Genomic DNA, 14,185 nt, shown 5'->3' with positions numbered 1-14,185 from the left:
AGCCGACGAGCCCGCACCGAGCGGGGCGCTCGGCGCGGACCCGGGGCGGGATCAGCCCCGGCGCGCCTTCCGCGTCGTGCCGCGGCGCGGCTGCGGTCGCTGCCCGCCGACGCGCGCGGGGGCAGCGTGTCCGGTGGGCTCGCCGGCCTCGGCCGTCGCAGGACGGGACGCCCGCGCCACGTCCTGGTCGCCCGACGGCACGAGGCGACCGGTCACGAGCTGCTGCCCGAGCCCCCACAGCGACGACGTCGCCCAGTACAGGACCACGCCCACGGGGAAGCCCACGGCCACGACCGCGGAGACCGCGGGCAGCACGAACGCGAACGTGCCCTGCTGCCGGGCCAGGGGGCTCGTGGGGTCGACCAGGTTGGCGCGCGCGCTCAGCCGCTGGGTCAGGACCTGCGCGGCGTACATCACGACGATCAGCACGGCGGGCACCAGGACGCCGACCAGGCCACCGGCCGCAGCGCCGCCCGTGAACGCCCCGGCCAGCGTCCCCGACAAAGGGGCGCCGAGGAGCGTCGCGGCGTCCGCCTCGCGGACCAGGTCACCGGTCAGCGCCCCGACGGGCACCTGGCGGCCGATCCCCGAGAGCACCGAGTACAGCGCGAACAGGACCGGCGCCTGCACGAGCATCGGCAGGCAGCCCGCGAGCGGGTTGGCACCTGTGCGCGCCATGAGCTCCTGCTGCTCGCGGCGGGCCGCGTCCCGGCTCGCCGGGTCGCTCTTGCCCCGGTACTTCTCCTGGATCCGGCGGATCTCGGGCGAGGCCAGGCGCATCGCCCGCATCCCCCTGACCTGCACGACGACGAGCGGGACGAGCACGAGCCTGACGATCACGACCAGGCCGACGATCGAGAGGCTCCACGCGGCACCCCCGGCAGGGTCGAGGCCGAGCGCGGTCAGCGCCGAGTGGAGACGGACGAGGATCCAGGCGACCACCAGCTGGATCGGGTGGACGAGCGTGGACAGGGCATGGGTGAGGGCATCGACGACGGGCACGGTGGACTCCTGCGGGTGGAGGGGAGGGGGAGCGTGGAGCTCCCGCGCCAGCTCCGCAGGGACCGGTAGGACCCCCGGGCCGACGACGGCTCGGGGGAGTGCTGGAGGTTCAGGCGGTGCGCGGGAGCGGGCTCGCTCCCGGCGCTCGCGGCTGGGGCCGTCCGGGGGTCGTGGGGCTGTGCTGGCGCACGGGTGCCGGCAGCGGCACGGGCTCGGGACCGACGGGCACCGCGAGCAGCAGCAGGACCGCGACCGCGACGCACGCGAGCGCGACGCCGAGCGCCCCGGCGGTGGCGGCGAGCGTCGCGGCACCGAGCAGGGAGAGCACGCCGCCCAGGGACGACGAACCGAACGACTGCCCGACGGCGAGCGCCAGCACCGCCAGGAGCGGCACCAGGGCCACGGCACGGGCCGAGGACGTCGAGGTCAGCCGGTCGTAGCGCTCGCGCAGCGAGGTGGCGCCCCGCACGACATGCTGTGTCCGCACGATCCCCACCTCCTGCGCTCCTGTCGTCGGTCCTTCGTCCAGCCCAGGGTAGCGCCACGCCCGGGGTGCACGGGGCCCGCTCGACGCCCGCGTGCTGCCCGCGGGGCCCCCGGGGTCGAGGCACAGGGGAGAATGGCCCCGTGGACCCGGACCCGATCGCCCGCCTGCTCGCCTCGCCGCCCGATCTCCCGGTCCGCCACCACCTGGCCGAGCTCACCGACGCCGTCCGGGACCGGGGCGTCGCCGTGCTCCAGGCACCTCCCGGCACGGGCAAGACGACCCTCGTCCCGCCGGCGCTCGCGGCTGCACGGCCTGCGGGGCGTGTCATCGTGACCCAGCCGCGCCGGATCGCGGCCCGGGCTGCGGCGCGCCGCCTCGCGCACCTGCTCGGTGAGCCCGTCGGACGCACGGTGGGCTTCTCGGTGCGCGGCGAGTCCCGGACGGGGCCCGAGACACGCATCGAGATCGTCACGACCGGCGTCCTGCTGCGCCGCCTCCAGCGCGACCCGGAGCTGGCCGGGGTCGGCGTCGTCGTGCTCGACGAGGTCCACGAGCGTCACCTCGACGCCGACCTGACCCTCGCGCTGCTGGTCGACGTCCGGACCGCCCTGCGTCCAGACCTGGCCCTCGTCGCGATGTCCGCGACGATCGAGGCCGAGCGCACCGCGAGCCTCCTGGGCGACGAGACCCCTGCCCCGGTCGTGGTCGCGGACGGCAGCCTGTTCCCCGTCGAGGAGGTGTGGGCGCCGTCGCCCGGGCCGCGGCTCGACGAGCGTGGCGTGCCACGCGCGTTCCTCGACCACGTCGCGGCGACCGCACGCCGGGCGCTGACCGAGCTGGTCTTCGTGCCCGGCGCGGGCGAGGTCGACGGCGTCGCTCGCCGCCTGGCCGGCGTGGAGGCAGACGTCCGCCCCCTGCACGGGCGGCTGCCCACGCGCGAGCAGGACCTGGCCCTGACGCCCGGGCCGCGCCGCAGGGTCGTGGTCTCCACGGCCGTCGCCGAGTCCTCGCTCACCGTGCCCGGGGTGCGGGTGGTCGTCGACGCGGGCCTGTCCCGGGAGCCGCGCACCGACCACCGGCGCGGCCTCGCGGGTCTCGTGACGGTCCGCGTGAGCCGTGCGGCGGCCGAGCAGCGCGCCGGGCGCGCGGGACGCGAGGGGCCGGGGGCGGTGTACCGCTGCTGGTCGCCGGGCGAGCACGCCCAGCTCGTCGCGCACCCGACGCCCGAGATCCTCACTGCCGACCTCGTCGCGTTCGCGCTCGAGCTCGCGTGCTGGGGGAGCCCGGACGGGACGGGGCTCGCGCTCCTCGACTCCCCGCCCGCGGCCGCGATGACGGTCGCGCGCGCGACGCTCGAGGCGCTCGGCGCGGTCCACCCGGACGGCACGGTCACCCCGCGGGGACGCGAGATCGCCCGCGTCCCGGCCGACCCCCGGCTCGCGCGCGCCCTCCTGGACGCGGGCGACGTCGTCGGGCCGCGGCTCGCTGCCGAGGTGGTCGCCCTCCTGTCCGACGACGTGCGCGCGCCCGGGGCGGACCTCGTCGCGGCCCTGCGGGACGCCCGGCGGGGTGGTCCGGCGAGCGGGTCGTGGCGCGCGCAGGCCGAGCGGCTCCAGGGGCTCGTCGCCGCGCCAGGGCGGAGCCGCCGGGAGGACCTGAGCCTGGACCTCGCGGTCGGGCTCGTCGTCGCGCTCGCGCACCCGGACCGGGTCGCGCGGAGGCGGCCGAACGGGACCACGTACCTCATGACGTCGGGCACGGGGGCCGCGCTGCCGCCGGGCTCCCCGCTCGCGGGCTACGACTGGCTCGCCGTCGCGGACGCCGACCGCGGCGCCGGCAGGCGTGACGCGACGATCCGGTCGGCCGCACCCGTCGACGAGGACCTCGCGTACGAGGCCGCGTCCTCAGCCCTGCGCGAGGACGAGACCGTCACGTGGTCGGACGGGCGCATCCAGGCGCGGCGCACGACGCGGCTCGGCGCGATCGAGATCGCCTCGCAGAAGGTCGCCGACCCGCCCCCCGACCAGGTCGTGGCGGCGCTACGGACCGGGCTCGAGCGCGAGGGCCTCGACGTCCTGCCCTGGCGCGAGCCCGCGCGCGAGCTGCGGCACCGCCTTGCGTTCCTGCACCGGGCCCTGGGCGACCCGTGGCCCGACGTGTCCGACGAGGCCCTGCTCACGGGCCTCGACGCGTGGCTCGGGCCCGACCTCGCCAAGGTCCGCAAGGCTGCCGACCTCCAGCGCCTCGACGTGACCAACGCCCTGCGGCGCCTGCTGCCGTGGCCCGCCGCGGGCAGGCTCGACGAGCTCGCCCCCGTGCGCGTCGACCTGCCCGGGGGCCGCAGCGCCCGCCTCGACTACACCGGGGACCAGCCCGTGCTCGCCGTCAAGGTCCAGGACGCGTTCGGGTGGCGTGCCACGCCCCGGGTCGCCGACGGACGCGTGCCCGTGCTGCTGCACCTGCTGTCCCCGGCCAGGCGGCCTGCGGCGATCACCGCGGACCTCGAGTCGTTCTGGGGTACCGGGTACGCGCAGGTGCGCGCCGAGCTGCGCCGCCGCTACCCCAAGCACGACTGGCCCGAGGACCCCACGGCCTGACGTCGACCCGTGCGGGCCGACGTGCCCGGAGTAGGCTGAGAACGCGCCTGCCCGAGGAGGGGACCATGTCCAGTCCCAGCGGACCCAGACCCGTCGGCAACGTGCTCTGGCTCGCGCTCGGCGCGTTCGTCCTCGCGGCCGTGCTGATCGCGACCGGCGCCCCCGTCCTGCCGTTCCTGCTCCTCGTGCTGGCCGTGATGTGGGGCACGGTCGGCCTGACGCGCTACCTGCGTGCGCGGCACGGCTCCCCACCCGGCCACGTCCCGCCCGGCCGGGCACAGCCCCGCTGACCCTCTCCGCCGACACCCGCCGATACCCGCCGATACCCGCCGACACCTAGGAGTGCACCGTGGCGCTGCTGACCTGCACCGGCATCATGTCCCTTGACGGCTACGTCGCCGACGCCTCGGGCTCGTTCGAGTGGAGCGCCCCCGACGAGGAGGTGCACACGTTCGTCGACGACCTCGAACGTTCCGTCGGGACGTTCCTCCTGGGACGCCGGGTCTACGAGGTCATGCGCGTCTGGGACGACCCCGCCATGCTCGACGACGAGTCGCCCGCCGTCCGTGACTACGCGCGCATCTGGCGCGACGTGGACAAGGTCGTGTACTCGACCACGCTCGACGACCCGGGCGTCCCGCGCACGCGCGTCGAGCGGACCTTCGACCCTGCCGCCGCCCGCACCCTCGTCGACCGCGCCGAGCGGGAGGTCGGCATCGCCGGCCCGACCCTGGCGGCGCAGGCGCTCGCGGCGGGGATCGTCGACGAGCTGCGCGCCTTCGTGCACCCCGTGCTCGTGGGCGGCGGGACGTCCTTCTACCCCGCGGGCGCCCGGCTCGACCTCGAGCTCCTCGACGAGCGCCGCTTCACGGGCGGCGTGGTCTACACGAGATACCGCGTGGCGCGCTGAGCCGTCGCCCTGCGCCCGGGCCACGCCCGGACACGGCCGCGCCGTGGGCCTCGTCACGTCGCGCGACTCCACCGGGCCGCTCCTGCGTCGCCCTGAGAAGGTGGGGCCATGCGCGCACACTCCGAGCCCCGGACCGAGCGACCCCACGACCTGGAGGACCTGCAGCACCGCATCGCGAGCATGGACACCCAGGAGGTCGTCGACGAGCTCGGGCGCCTGGGCGACCAGCGGCGCGCGGTCGCGTTCCGCCTGCTGCCCAAGGGGCGCGCGGTCGAGGTCTTCGAGGACCTCGGCCCGGCGATCCAGGCGGAGCTCGTCGAGGCGTTGCGGTCCGAGGCGACCGCGGAGATCTTCGCGGCCCTCGACCCGGACGACCGGGCGTCGCTGCTCGACGAGCTGCCCGCGGGCGTCGCGGCCCGGCTCCTGGGCGGTCTGGGTCCCGACGAGCGGGCCCTGACGACCGCGCTGCTCGGATATCCCGAGGACAGCGCGGGCCGACGCATGTCGCCCCGGGTGGCCTCGGTGCGGCGTGGCACGACCGTCGCGGGGGCCCTCGACGCGCTGCGCCGGGCGGGTGACGACGTCGAGACGATCTACACCGTGCCGGTCCTCGGTGCCGGGCGGGTCGTCGAGGGGGTGGTGTCGCTGCGCCGGCTGCTGGTGAGCGACCCGGACACCCTGGTCGAGGACGTCATGTCCCCGGCGGTGACGGTCGAGGCGACGGACGACCAGGAGCACGCGGCCAACGTCGTGCGCGACGGCGGGTACGTCGCGGTGCCCGTGGTCGACCACGAGCGCCGCCTCCTGGGCGTCCTGACGGTCGACGACGCGATGCGCATCCTCGAGGCCGAGGACGACGAGGACTCGGCTCGCGTGGGTGGCTCGGAGCCGCTGCGCCGCCCGTACCTGACCGTCTCGGTCCTGGGGCTGGTGCGGGCGCGCGTGGTCTGGCTCCTGCTGCTGATCGTCGCGGCGAGCCTCACGGTCGGGGTGCAGAGCTACTTCGAGGCCGAGCTCGACGCGGTCGTGGCGCTCGCGCTGTTCATCCCGCTGCTCATCGGCACGGGCGGGAACGCGGGGTCGCAGGCCGCGACGACCGTGGTCCGCGCCCTGGCGGTGGGCGACATCCGCCGCGGAGACCTGCTGCGCGTCGTGGGGCGCGAGATGCTCACGGGTCTCCTGCTCGGGACGGTGCTCGCTGCGGTCGGCTTCGGTCCGGCGGCGTGGGTCGCGGGTGTGTCGATCGCGCAGGTGCTCGCGATCACGGTCGTGGGCGTGTGCGTGCTCGCGACGACGGTCGGGTCGAGCATCCCGATCCTGGCGCGCCGCGTGGGCATCGACCCGGCGATCGTCGCGGCGCCGTTCATCTCGACGTTCGTCGACACCCTGGGGCTGGTCATCTACTTCTCGGTCGCGAAGGTGGTCCTGGGCATCTGAGAAGCGCTCGGGCCGTGCGACCGCACGGGCGGGCGCTCAGTCCTGCGGGGGCCGCGCGCCGCGGACCTGCGCGGAGCGTCGGCGCGCACCGACGACGCTCAGGGACATCGCGGCCAGGACGGCGAGGGACGCGATCACCCAGCCGTAGGCCGGGACCTCGGGCGTCGTGCCCGCACCCGGCGGGGTCGGGCTCCCGGAGGGCGTCGCCGGGCCCGACGGCGTCGCGCCCGTCTCCTGCGCGGCCGCGACCCGCGTGTCGGTCGCGTCACCCGTCCCGTCCGCCGGGTCGGCCCCTGTCTCGGTCCCGGCACTCTCGGCGCCGGTGGCGTCGGGAGCCGCAGGCGAGGGCGCAGAGGCGGGCGGCGGGTCGAGTGCGAGCGCCGCCGTCGTCGCCGGCCCCACGACGCCGTCCGTGGCCAGACCTCGTGCGCCCTGGAACGCGAGGACCGCGGCGGCGGTCGCGGGGCCGTACGCGCCGTCGCCGGCGACGTCCTGGCCGTGGAGGCGCAGGCGTTCCTGGAGGGCCAGGACCTCGGGGCCCGACGCGCCGGGCACGAGGCCGACGGGGGAGCGCGGGCGGTCTGCCGCCGACCTGCCCGTCTTGTCCGTCTCGCCCGCCGTGTCCGAGGCGCCCGGCGGTCGGGTCGACCGGTCGGGGCCCGCCTCGGCGGGAGCCTGCGCAGGAGGAGGCGGGGCCGCGCCGGGGTAGGCCGCGAACACCTCGGCGACGTACGCGCCCCCGGCGGCGTCGGTCGCGTACCCGACGCCGAGCGACGTGAACGCCGAGGACAGGATGTTGGCCCGGTGCCCCGAGGACCCCATGAGGCTCGCGTGCAGTCCGGACGGCGACGGGTCGCTCGACCAGGCGACGTTCTCGCCCCAGGTGGACCACCCGCCCGGGATCTGCGCGCCGGTCGACGGGTTGTGGCTCATCGAGCCGTTCGCCGCCATCCGCTCGGCCCACGCCTGGGCGACGCCCGCGAGCCCGGCGTCGTGCGCCAGGGGCGCGAGACCCGCGGACGAGCGCGCGCCGTTCACGAGACCCGCCACGTCCCCGGCCCCCGAGGCGCGAGCCGGGGCGCTCGTGCCCAGGCCCACCGGCACCGTCAGGACGACGGTCGTGAGCGCGACGAGGAACGTGGTCAACCGGCGTGCGCGCACGGGACCTCCCGGGTGGTCGGGCAAGGACGGGTCGGGTCCACTGTGCCGTCACCCGGCTGATCGTGCGCGCGGACGGCGCCTCGACCGTCTCCGGTGCGGTGCCCGGCCAGGCCCTCAGCCCCGCGGCTCCGGAGCGACCCGGGTCGCCTTCCACTCCCGGTACTGCTCGCGCAGGCACACGGCGCACGGCCGGTACCCGGCGGCGACCGCGGTCTCCTCGTCGGCGAAGAACACGCGGTGGGCCACGTAGCCCCCACGGGCGATCGCCCGTGCGGCGCCGGGACAGTCGAGCCGGCCGTAGACCCGGGAACGCCGGTGCCCGCCGAGCGTCCCGGGAACGGGGCTGAGGGTCGGCACACGGTCGGGCCCGAGCAGTCGGTAGAGCTTCGGTCTCGCGCTCATGAGGTGCTCCCGGGGTGCAGGCAGGTCGGGCGGGGGTGCTCCGTAGACGCCCGCGCCCCGAGCGACGTGAGGTGGAAGGCGAACGGGAGCGGCGCCGTCGGGCAGGACGGACCTTCCTGATGCCGACCGCAGCGCGCGCGGATACGTTCGCCCGTGAGGCGCGCACGGCGCCCACGGGCGAGAGGCGGGCACATGCCGACGAGCACCAGGGCCACCACGGCACGGCGACCGTGGTTCGTGTTCGCGTCCCTGCAGGGGTACCGCGGGGCATGGCTGCGGGGCGACGTGGTCGCGGGCCTGACCGTGTGGGCCGTCCTGGTGCCCGAGTCGCTCGCCTACGCGACCATCGCGGGCGTCTCACCCGTCGTGGGCCTGTACGCCGCGGTGCCCTCGCTGATCCTGTACGCGGCGTTCGGCAGCTCGCGCCACCTGGTCGTGGGGCCCATGTCCGCGACCGCGGCCCTGTCCGCGAGCGTGGTCGCGGCGTTCCGGCCCGGCGACGACGCGGCGTTCGTCGCGCTGACCACGGCCGTGGCGCTCGTGACCGGCGTCCTGTGCCTCGTCGCGGGCATCGCACGCCTCGGGTTCCTGGCCTCGTTCATCTCCGAGCCCGTGCTCAAGGGGTTCATCGTGGGCCTCGCGCTCACGATCGTCATCGGGCAGGTGCCGGCCCTGCTGGGCGTCGACAAGGGCGAGGGGAACTTCTTCGAGAAGCTGTGGGCGATCCTCACCGAGCTCGGCACCGCGCACCCCCTGACCGTGGTCCTGGGCCTGGGGTCCCTCGCAGCCGTCCTTGCGATCAAGCGCTGGCTGCCCAAGGTGCCCGGCTCGCTCGTCGTGGTCGGGATCGGGATCGCCCTGGTCCTGCTGCTCGGCCTCGACGACGACGGCGTCGACATCGTCGGCCCCATCCAGGCGGGCCTGCCCGCGCTCGGCCTGCCGACCGGCGTCGACTGGAACACCTACACCGACCTCGTCGGGCCCGCCGCGGGCGTCATGCTCGTGGGCTTCGCCGAGGCCCTGGGCGCCGCCAAGACGTACGCCTCGCGCGAGGGCTACGACATCGACGCCAACCGCGAGCTCGTCGGCATGGGCGCCGCGAACCTCGGCTCGGGCCTCGCGTCCGGCATGGTCGTCAACGGCAGCCTGTCCAAGACCGCGGTCAACGGCGGTGCCGGGGCCAAGAGCCAGGTCTCGGGCCTCGTCGCGGCCGCCCTGACGCTCCTGACCCTGCTGTTCCTCACGCCCGTGTTCGAGTCCCTGCCCGAGGCCACGCTAGCGGCCGTCGTCATCGCGGCCGTGATCGAGCTCGTCGACGTCAAGGCCCTGCGCCGCCTGTACCGCCTCGCGACGCCGCGCTCCAAGGCCCTGTACGGGGGAGCGGCCCGGCACGACTTCTGGGCGGCGCTCGCGGCCATGGTCGGCGTCCTGGTGTTCGACACCCTGCCCGGACTCGTGCTCGGGATCGTGCTCTCGCTGTTCCTGCTCCTCGGTCGAGCCTCGCGCCCCCACGTCGCCGTGCTCGTGCGCAGCTCGCACGGTGTGTGGGTCGACAGGGCGCGGCGCATCGCCACGGGCAAGGACGGGGGCACCAGCGTCGAGGGTGCGCTCGTGGTGCGCGTCGAGTCGGGCCTGTTCTTCGCCAACGCGGACACCGTGCGTGCGGCCGTGCGCCGCCTGGCCGCGGACACCTCGCCGCGCGTCGTGGTCCTCGACGCCGAGACCGTGCCGTTCCTGGACGTCGAGGCCGCCGAGATGCTCGTGACCCTGGCCCGCGACCTCGACCGGGTCGGTGCCCGCCTGGCCCTGGCCCGGGACGTCGGCCAGGTGCGGGACGTGCTGCGCGGCGCCGTCGGGCCGGACGAGCTGCCACCCACCTACCCCGACGTCGACTCCGCGCTGAGCGACCTCCTGCCCGCCGCGGCGGGGGACGCGGGCGGGGCCCCGGCGGCCGCGCCGCCCGCCTGACGCCCGCCTGCCCGACGCCGCCGCTCGCCTCGCGGCGGCCCGCCGCCCTTCGCGCGCGGTCGGCAGGGCGTGGCACTACGGTCGGGTTGACCGGTCCCGCGAGCAGTCACGAGACCTGGAGCGCGACGCCGGGACGGCGGCGCACGACGAGAGGAAGTGCCGTGGGCCCAGCCGTCGGTCAGTCCCTGCCCATCGCTGTGGGTGTCCTCATCAGCCCCATGCCCATCGTGGCGGTCGTGCTGATGCTCGTCAGCAGGAAGGCGAAGGCCAACGGCTTCTCGTTCCTGCTGGGGTGGATCGTGGGGATCGCGGCCCTCGGGTCGGTCGTGCTGCTCGTGGCCGGTGCGGCCTCGCCCGACGCGGCCGGGCCGCCCGCGTGGGCGAGCGTCGTCAAGATCGTCCTGGGCGTCCTGCTGCTGCTCCTCGCGTTCAGCCAGTGGCGTGGACGCCCGCGCGAGGGCGTGAGCCCGCAGACGCCGAGGTGGATGAGCGCGATCGACGCGTTCACGCCCGTCAAGGCGTTCGGCCTCGCTGTCCTGCTCGGGGCGGTCAACCCCAAGAACCTGCTGCTCGTCGTCTCGGGGGCCGCGGCCATCGCCGCCGCGACCTCCCAGACGTCCGAGCAGCTCGGGGCGCTCGCGGTGTTCGTCGTGGTCGCGAGCCTCGGGGTCGCCGCCCCCGTCGTGATCTACCTGGCGATGGGGTCCCGGGCCGCGACGATGCTCGACGGCCTCAAGACCTGGATGATCCAGAACAACGCCGTCATCATGGCCGTGCTGCTCCTGGTGCTCGGGGCCAAGATGATCGGGGACGGGATCACGGCGCTGTGAGCGACGAGGTGGACGCACCGAGCCTGTCCGCGCGACCCGCGCGTGATCTCCCCGAAAAACCCTTGCCCCGGCCCGGGGGCGGGCCGCTACTGTGGTGCACGTCCGGTCAGGAGGCCGGTCGCCGGTCGGGCCAGCCCCCACGGCGTTCGCTCCTGACCCGTTCTCGTGAGGTGCCGCTCCGGCGGCCCGCACGAGCTGACGCACACGAGACCGCGCCACAGTGGTAGCGCGGCGAGCCAGGCACATGAACCTGGCCACGACGGGGACCCGTGGTGTGCGTGGAGGTTCCAAGTCGCCCGGACTGCAGTCGGGCGGCACCCCTGGAGAGGCATGTGCCAAGGACGGCGACGGGGCGCACCAGCGCCTCGTGGGGCGGGTTCGATTCCCGCCCTCTCCGCAGACGACGTGGGTGGCCCGCGGCGCCGAGGATCTCGGTACCGCGGGTCGCAGACAGGGAGTCGGTCGATGAGCGAGGTCCTCATCTACAACCTGGGCGGTGGGCAGGTCCTGGGGCGTGTCTCGCTCGGGCACGCGATCCGCATGCTGCACCGCCGGGTCGCGGCCGTGCGCGAGGCGGTCGAGGGGGAGACCTTCGGCCCCTACCAACGCCCCCTCTCGGTCGAGCTGGTCCGTTATGTCCACTCCCGCTGGGTCTACGAGCGCACGGGCCGCGTGCCGTACTCGCGCGCCGCGCTGATGCGCCGCGACAAGTTCCGCTGCGGCTACTGCGGGGCACCTGCGACGACCATGGACCACGTGGTGCCTCGGTGCCAGGGCGGGACCACGACCTGGCTCAACGCCGTGGCGGCGTGCGAGCCGTGCAACAGCGCCAAGGCTGGTCGGACCCCCCAGGAGGCGGGCATGAGGTTGCGCTCGCGGCCGTTCGAGCCCGTGCTCGCCGACGTCTACCCGTACGGCAAGCGCTGAGCCTCAGGGCTGTGGAGAGTTCTCGACCCTGATGGTCCCGTCGTCGTCCAGGACCAGTCGGTGCGGGTCGCCGTCCGCGAGGACAAGGGCGTGCTCGAGCGCGAGCCGTGGCACGTCCAGGGCCCAGTCCGGCAGGTAGCGGTGCGTGCGCAGCGCGTCGAGGATCGGGCCGGGCGGGATGCGGCGGGACGTCAGGTCGGACACGACTCCAGGATCCCACGTCGCTCGCAGCGGGCTGCGCCGTCGTGCCCCTCGCGCTCGCCGCGCCCCCGGCCGCCGCCCTGGCTGGGGTGTGCGCGGCGTGGGTCGCGATCGGCGCGGGCTGGTCCTCGGTCGAGACACCCGGGCGCCTCGTACGGCGCGTGGTGGACCGACGTGACCTCCACCTGGCCTTCGCCGCGCAGTTCTCGCTGTCGCACGCGTGCTGGTTGGTCGCCTGCCCGCTCGCAGGGCGGCTCGGCACGTGCGGTCTGGCGCGCGCCGCGACGACGCCGGCCGTCGTCGCGGTGGCCGCGACCGTGCTCGCCCGCGTGCTGTGGCCGGCGTCCGCCGACTGGGCGGGGCAGCTGCCGCGCGCGGGTCCCGGACGAACGGGCACGAGGGTGGGACCATGAAGGGGATGTCCACCACGCAGCGCGACCCGCGCCCCGTCGCGCCCCCCGAGGTCGACCTCGACCGAGCGGTCGAGGTGCTTCGCCTGCTCGCCGACCGCACTCGCCTCGCGGTGCTGCACATGCTGACCGGGACGGAGATGTCGGTGACCGCGATCGCCGAGGCCCTCGACCGTCCCGTCCCCGCGATCTCGCAGCACCTCGCCAAGCTGCGTGCCGGACACCTCGTGACGTCGCGGCGTGCGGGCACGAGCGTCTACTACGCCCCCGCGACCGAGCACGTCGAGGCGCTCGTCACGAACGTCCTCCACCACACCGAGCACACGCTCTACCCGCTGCCCCCGCACCACGCCCGCGAGGACTGAGGCCCGGTCCCCGCCGGTGCTCGCCCCACGGACGAGGGTTGGTCCCGTGCGCGGGGCGGACTAAGGTGGGGCTCCTAGGAGTCAGGAAGCGGCCCCTCGACACGCACGTGCTGAGAGCGAGCCATCATGCCCACCGACCCGTCCCCTCGTAGGCGTCGCCGCGACCCGCTCGCCGAGGCGTTGAGCCTCGGGCGAGCCCACCCCACCGGCCAGTACCGGGTCGACCTGCGCACCGGTGAGTGGTGGTGGTCCGAGGAGGTCTACCTGCTGCACGGCCTGGCGCCCGACTCGGTCGTCCCGAGCGCGGGCCTCCTGGCCCAGCACAAGCACCCCGACGACCGCGACACGGTCCTGCGCGACCTCGCGCTGCTGCGCACCACGGGGCGCCCCTTCAGCACCAGCCACCGCATCGTGGACGCGCGCGGCCGGACCAAGACCGTCACGGTCACCGGCCAGGCGCGCCGCGACGCGTCGGGCGCCGTGGTCGAGGTGATCGGCATGATGATCGACACGTCCGCCGCGCACGAGGACGCGTTGCGCCGCGAGGTCACCCGACAGGTCGCGGTCGGGCTCCAGGACCGCGCCGTCGTCGACCAGGCCAAGGGGGTCATCATGGCCTCGCACGGCCTGGACCCCGACGGTGCGCTCGACCTGCTCGTCGTGCACGCGAGCGAGAGCAGCCGACGCCTGCCCGACGTGGCACGGGAGCTGATCGACTCGATCGCGGCCGGCGGCGGGCTGGGCGGTCGTGCCAAGGACCGCGTCGACGCGTGCCTGGCAGCCCTCGAGCCCGGCAGCGTGAGCCGTCCCGGCGGTGCACAGCTCTTCCGGCGCAAGGGAGCCGTCACGGGCTGAGGACGGTGCCCTGCAGGGGCGGTCGGCCGACCCGTGGGCCGTGGCGGGCGCACCGGTGGCCCGCCGCGCCGGGCGGCCTACGTCGTCGGGAACCGGCGCGTCTCGACGACCTCGCGGGCGAGGTCGTAGAGCTTGACGTTCGAGTCCTGCGAGACGCGGCTCAGGACCGAGAACGCGCGCTGCGCGGAGAGCTGGTAGCGCTCCATGAGGATGCCCTGGGCCTGGCCGATCACGGTGCGGGTCTGCACGGCGCTCGTGAGCTGCTCCTCGGTGCGCGCGGCGGTCAGGGCCGCGGCGGCGACCGCGGCGAACGTCGAGACGATCGACAGCGCCGTGGCGGGGAACGCCCCCGTGGAGCGTGAGTACAGGTTCAGGGCGCCGTGCGAGGTCTCGCTCGTGAAGAGCTGCACGCACAGCATCGAGCGGACCCCGAGCTCCTCCTGCACCTGGTCGGCCCACCGCTGCCAGCGCGGCTCGGCCGCGAGATCGTTGGTGCGCACCAGGTCGGTCTCGCGGATCGCGTCGAGGCACGGCCCCTCGTTCAGCGCGTACTGGAGCTCGTCCCCGCGCCGGGCGAGGTCGTGCGACGCGGCGGGGGTCTCGATGTGCCCCTTGCGGGTCACGAGCGAGATC

General features: G+C 75.4%; 16 protein-coding genes and 1 tRNA gene. 11 read left to right on the top strand and 6 right to left on the bottom strand.

Features of this window, described 5'->3' with window-relative positions; translation table 11 throughout:
* Positions 1 to 51 precede the first annotated feature (51 nt).
* Positions 52 to 1,002 (bottom strand): membrane protein insertase YidC, encoded by a 951-nt coding sequence (gene yidC, locus H9652_RS14720; protein WP_191796920.1) that lies wholly within the window; start codon positions 1,000 to 1,002, stop codon positions 52 to 54.
* 109 nt (positions 1,003 to 1,111) lie between these two features.
* Entirely contained in the window at positions 1,112 to 1,489 is a 378-nt protein-coding gene (locus tag H9652_RS14715) for a hypothetical protein (RefSeq protein WP_191796919.1), read from the bottom strand.
* Between the two features lie 140 nt (positions 1,490 to 1,629).
* On the opposite strand from H9652_RS14715, the gene hrpB reads away from it, so the two are divergent.
* From hrpB to mgtE, 4 genes are all read left to right on the top strand, one after another.
* Positions 1,630 to 4,086 (top strand): ATP-dependent helicase HrpB, encoded by a 2,457-nt coding sequence (gene hrpB / locus H9652_RS14710; RefSeq protein ID WP_318244191.1) that lies wholly within the window; start codon positions 1,630 to 1,632, stop codon positions 4,084 to 4,086.
* A gap of 65 nt (positions 4,087 to 4,151) precedes the next feature.
* Positions 4,152 to 4,376 carry a hypothetical protein gene (locus H9652_RS14705; RefSeq protein ID WP_191796918.1) on the top strand — a complete coding sequence of 75 codons (225 nt, stop codon included), beginning with the start codon at positions 4,152 to 4,154 and terminating at the stop codon, positions 4,374 to 4,376.
* A 59-nt stretch (positions 4,377 to 4,435) separates the two neighbouring features.
* A complete protein-coding gene (locus H9652_RS14700) occupies positions 4,436 to 4,996 on the top strand; it encodes a dihydrofolate reductase family protein (protein ID WP_191796917.1) in 561 nt (186 codons plus the stop codon).
* Positions 4,997 to 5,104: 108 nt separating this feature from the next.
* Complete coding sequence (mgtE, locus tag H9652_RS14695) at positions 5,105 to 6,433, top strand: magnesium transporter (protein WP_191796916.1); 1,329 nt, start codon at positions 5,105 to 5,107, stop codon at positions 6,431 to 6,433.
* A 36-nt stretch (positions 6,434 to 6,469) separates the two neighbouring features.
* Here the strand turns inward: mgtE and H9652_RS14690 are convergent, their stop codons facing one another.
* Positions 6,470 to 7,594 (bottom strand): CAP domain-containing protein, encoded by a 1,125-nt coding sequence (locus tag H9652_RS14690; protein ID WP_191796915.1) that lies wholly within the window; start codon positions 7,592 to 7,594, stop codon positions 6,470 to 6,472.
* Positions 7,595 to 7,708: 114 nt separating this feature from the next.
* Positions 7,709 to 7,996, bottom strand: a complete 288-nt coding sequence (locus tag H9652_RS14685; RefSeq protein WP_191796914.1) for an Ada metal-binding domain-containing protein — start codon at positions 7,994 to 7,996, stop codon at positions 7,709 to 7,711.
* 192 nt (positions 7,997 to 8,188) lie between these two features.
* On the opposite strand from H9652_RS14685, the gene H9652_RS14680 reads away from it, so the two are divergent.
* The 4 genes from H9652_RS14680 to H9652_RS14665 all read left to right on the top strand — a co-directional run bounded on the left by H9652_RS14680 (position 8,189) and on the right by H9652_RS14665 (position 11,721).
* A complete protein-coding gene (locus H9652_RS14680; RefSeq protein ID WP_191796913.1) occupies positions 8,189 to 9,964 on the top strand; it encodes a SulP family inorganic anion transporter in 1,776 nt (591 codons plus the stop codon).
* Between the two features lie 161 nt (positions 9,965 to 10,125).
* Complete coding sequence (locus H9652_RS14675) at positions 10,126 to 10,794, top strand: GAP family protein (protein ID WP_191796912.1); 669 nt, start codon at positions 10,126 to 10,128, stop codon at positions 10,792 to 10,794.
* Positions 10,795 to 11,092: 298 nt separating this feature from the next.
* Positions 11,093 to 11,191 (top strand) — tRNA-OTHER (locus tag H9652_RS14670).
* A gap of 68 nt (positions 11,192 to 11,259) precedes the next feature.
* On the top strand, positions 11,260 to 11,721 hold the full coding sequence (locus H9652_RS14665; RefSeq protein ID WP_138824454.1) for an HNH endonuclease: 462 nt from the start codon (positions 11,260 to 11,262) through the stop codon (positions 11,719 to 11,721).
* Positions 11,722 to 11,724: 3 nt separating this feature from the next.
* Here H9652_RS14665 and H9652_RS14660 read toward each other — a convergent pair whose 3' ends face one another.
* Positions 11,725 to 11,925, bottom strand: coding sequence for a hypothetical protein (locus tag H9652_RS14660; protein WP_191796911.1), 201 nt, complete (start codon positions 11,923 to 11,925; stop codon positions 11,725 to 11,727).
* A gap of 41 nt (positions 11,926 to 11,966) precedes the next feature.
* On the opposite strand from H9652_RS14660, the gene H9652_RS14655 reads away from it, so the two are divergent.
* From H9652_RS14655 to H9652_RS14645, 3 genes are all read left to right on the top strand, one after another.
* Complete coding sequence (locus H9652_RS14655; RefSeq protein ID WP_191796910.1) at positions 11,967 to 12,335, top strand: hypothetical protein; 369 nt, start codon at positions 11,967 to 11,969, stop codon at positions 12,333 to 12,335.
* A 5-nt stretch (positions 12,336 to 12,340) separates the two neighbouring features.
* Positions 12,341 to 12,697 (top strand): ArsR/SmtB family transcription factor, encoded by a 357-nt coding sequence (locus H9652_RS14650; protein WP_191796909.1) that lies wholly within the window; start codon positions 12,341 to 12,343, stop codon positions 12,695 to 12,697.
* A 126-nt stretch (positions 12,698 to 12,823) separates the two neighbouring features.
* On the top strand, positions 12,824 to 13,552 hold the full coding sequence (locus tag H9652_RS14645; protein ID WP_191796908.1) for a PAS and ANTAR domain-containing protein: 729 nt from the start codon (positions 12,824 to 12,826) through the stop codon (positions 13,550 to 13,552).
* A gap of 77 nt (positions 13,553 to 13,629) precedes the next feature.
* Here the strand turns inward: H9652_RS14645 and H9652_RS14640 are convergent.
* Positions 13,630 to 14,185 (bottom strand): GAF and ANTAR domain-containing protein (locus H9652_RS14640; protein WP_191796907.1); only part of this gene is annotated, 556 nt, incomplete at its 5' end.

This window comes from Oerskovia rustica, from assembly GCF_014836555.1.
GTDB classification, from domain to species: domain Bacteria; phylum Actinomycetota; class Actinomycetes; order Actinomycetales; family Cellulomonadaceae; genus Oerskovia; species Oerskovia rustica.
This window is presented reverse-complemented; position numbering and strand designations above follow the sequence as displayed.

Coding starts and splice junctions, on each gene's coding strand:
- H9652_RS14645 (WP_191796908.1), top strand. CDS start 12,824: ATGCCCACCGACCCGTCCCCTCGTAGGCGTCGCCGCGACCCGCTCGCC.
- H9652_RS14685 (WP_191796914.1), bottom strand. CDS start 7,996: ATGAGCGCGAGACCGAAGCTCTACCGACTGCTCGGGCCCGACCGTGTG.
- H9652_RS14665 (WP_138824454.1), top strand. CDS start 11,260: ATGAGCGAGGTCCTCATCTACAACCTGGGCGGTGGGCAGGTCCTGGGG.
- H9652_RS14680 (WP_191796913.1), top strand. CDS start 8,189: ATGCCGACGAGCACCAGGGCCACCACGGCACGGCGACCGTGGTTCGTG.
- mgtE (WP_191796916.1), top strand. CDS start 5,105: ATGCGCGCACACTCCGAGCCCCGGACCGAGCGACCCCACGACCTGGAG.
- H9652_RS14650 (WP_191796909.1), top strand. CDS start 12,341: ATGTCCACCACGCAGCGCGACCCGCGCCCCGTCGCGCCCCCCGAGGTC.
- H9652_RS14705 (WP_191796918.1), top strand. CDS start 4,152: ATGTCCAGTCCCAGCGGACCCAGACCCGTCGGCAACGTGCTCTGGCTC.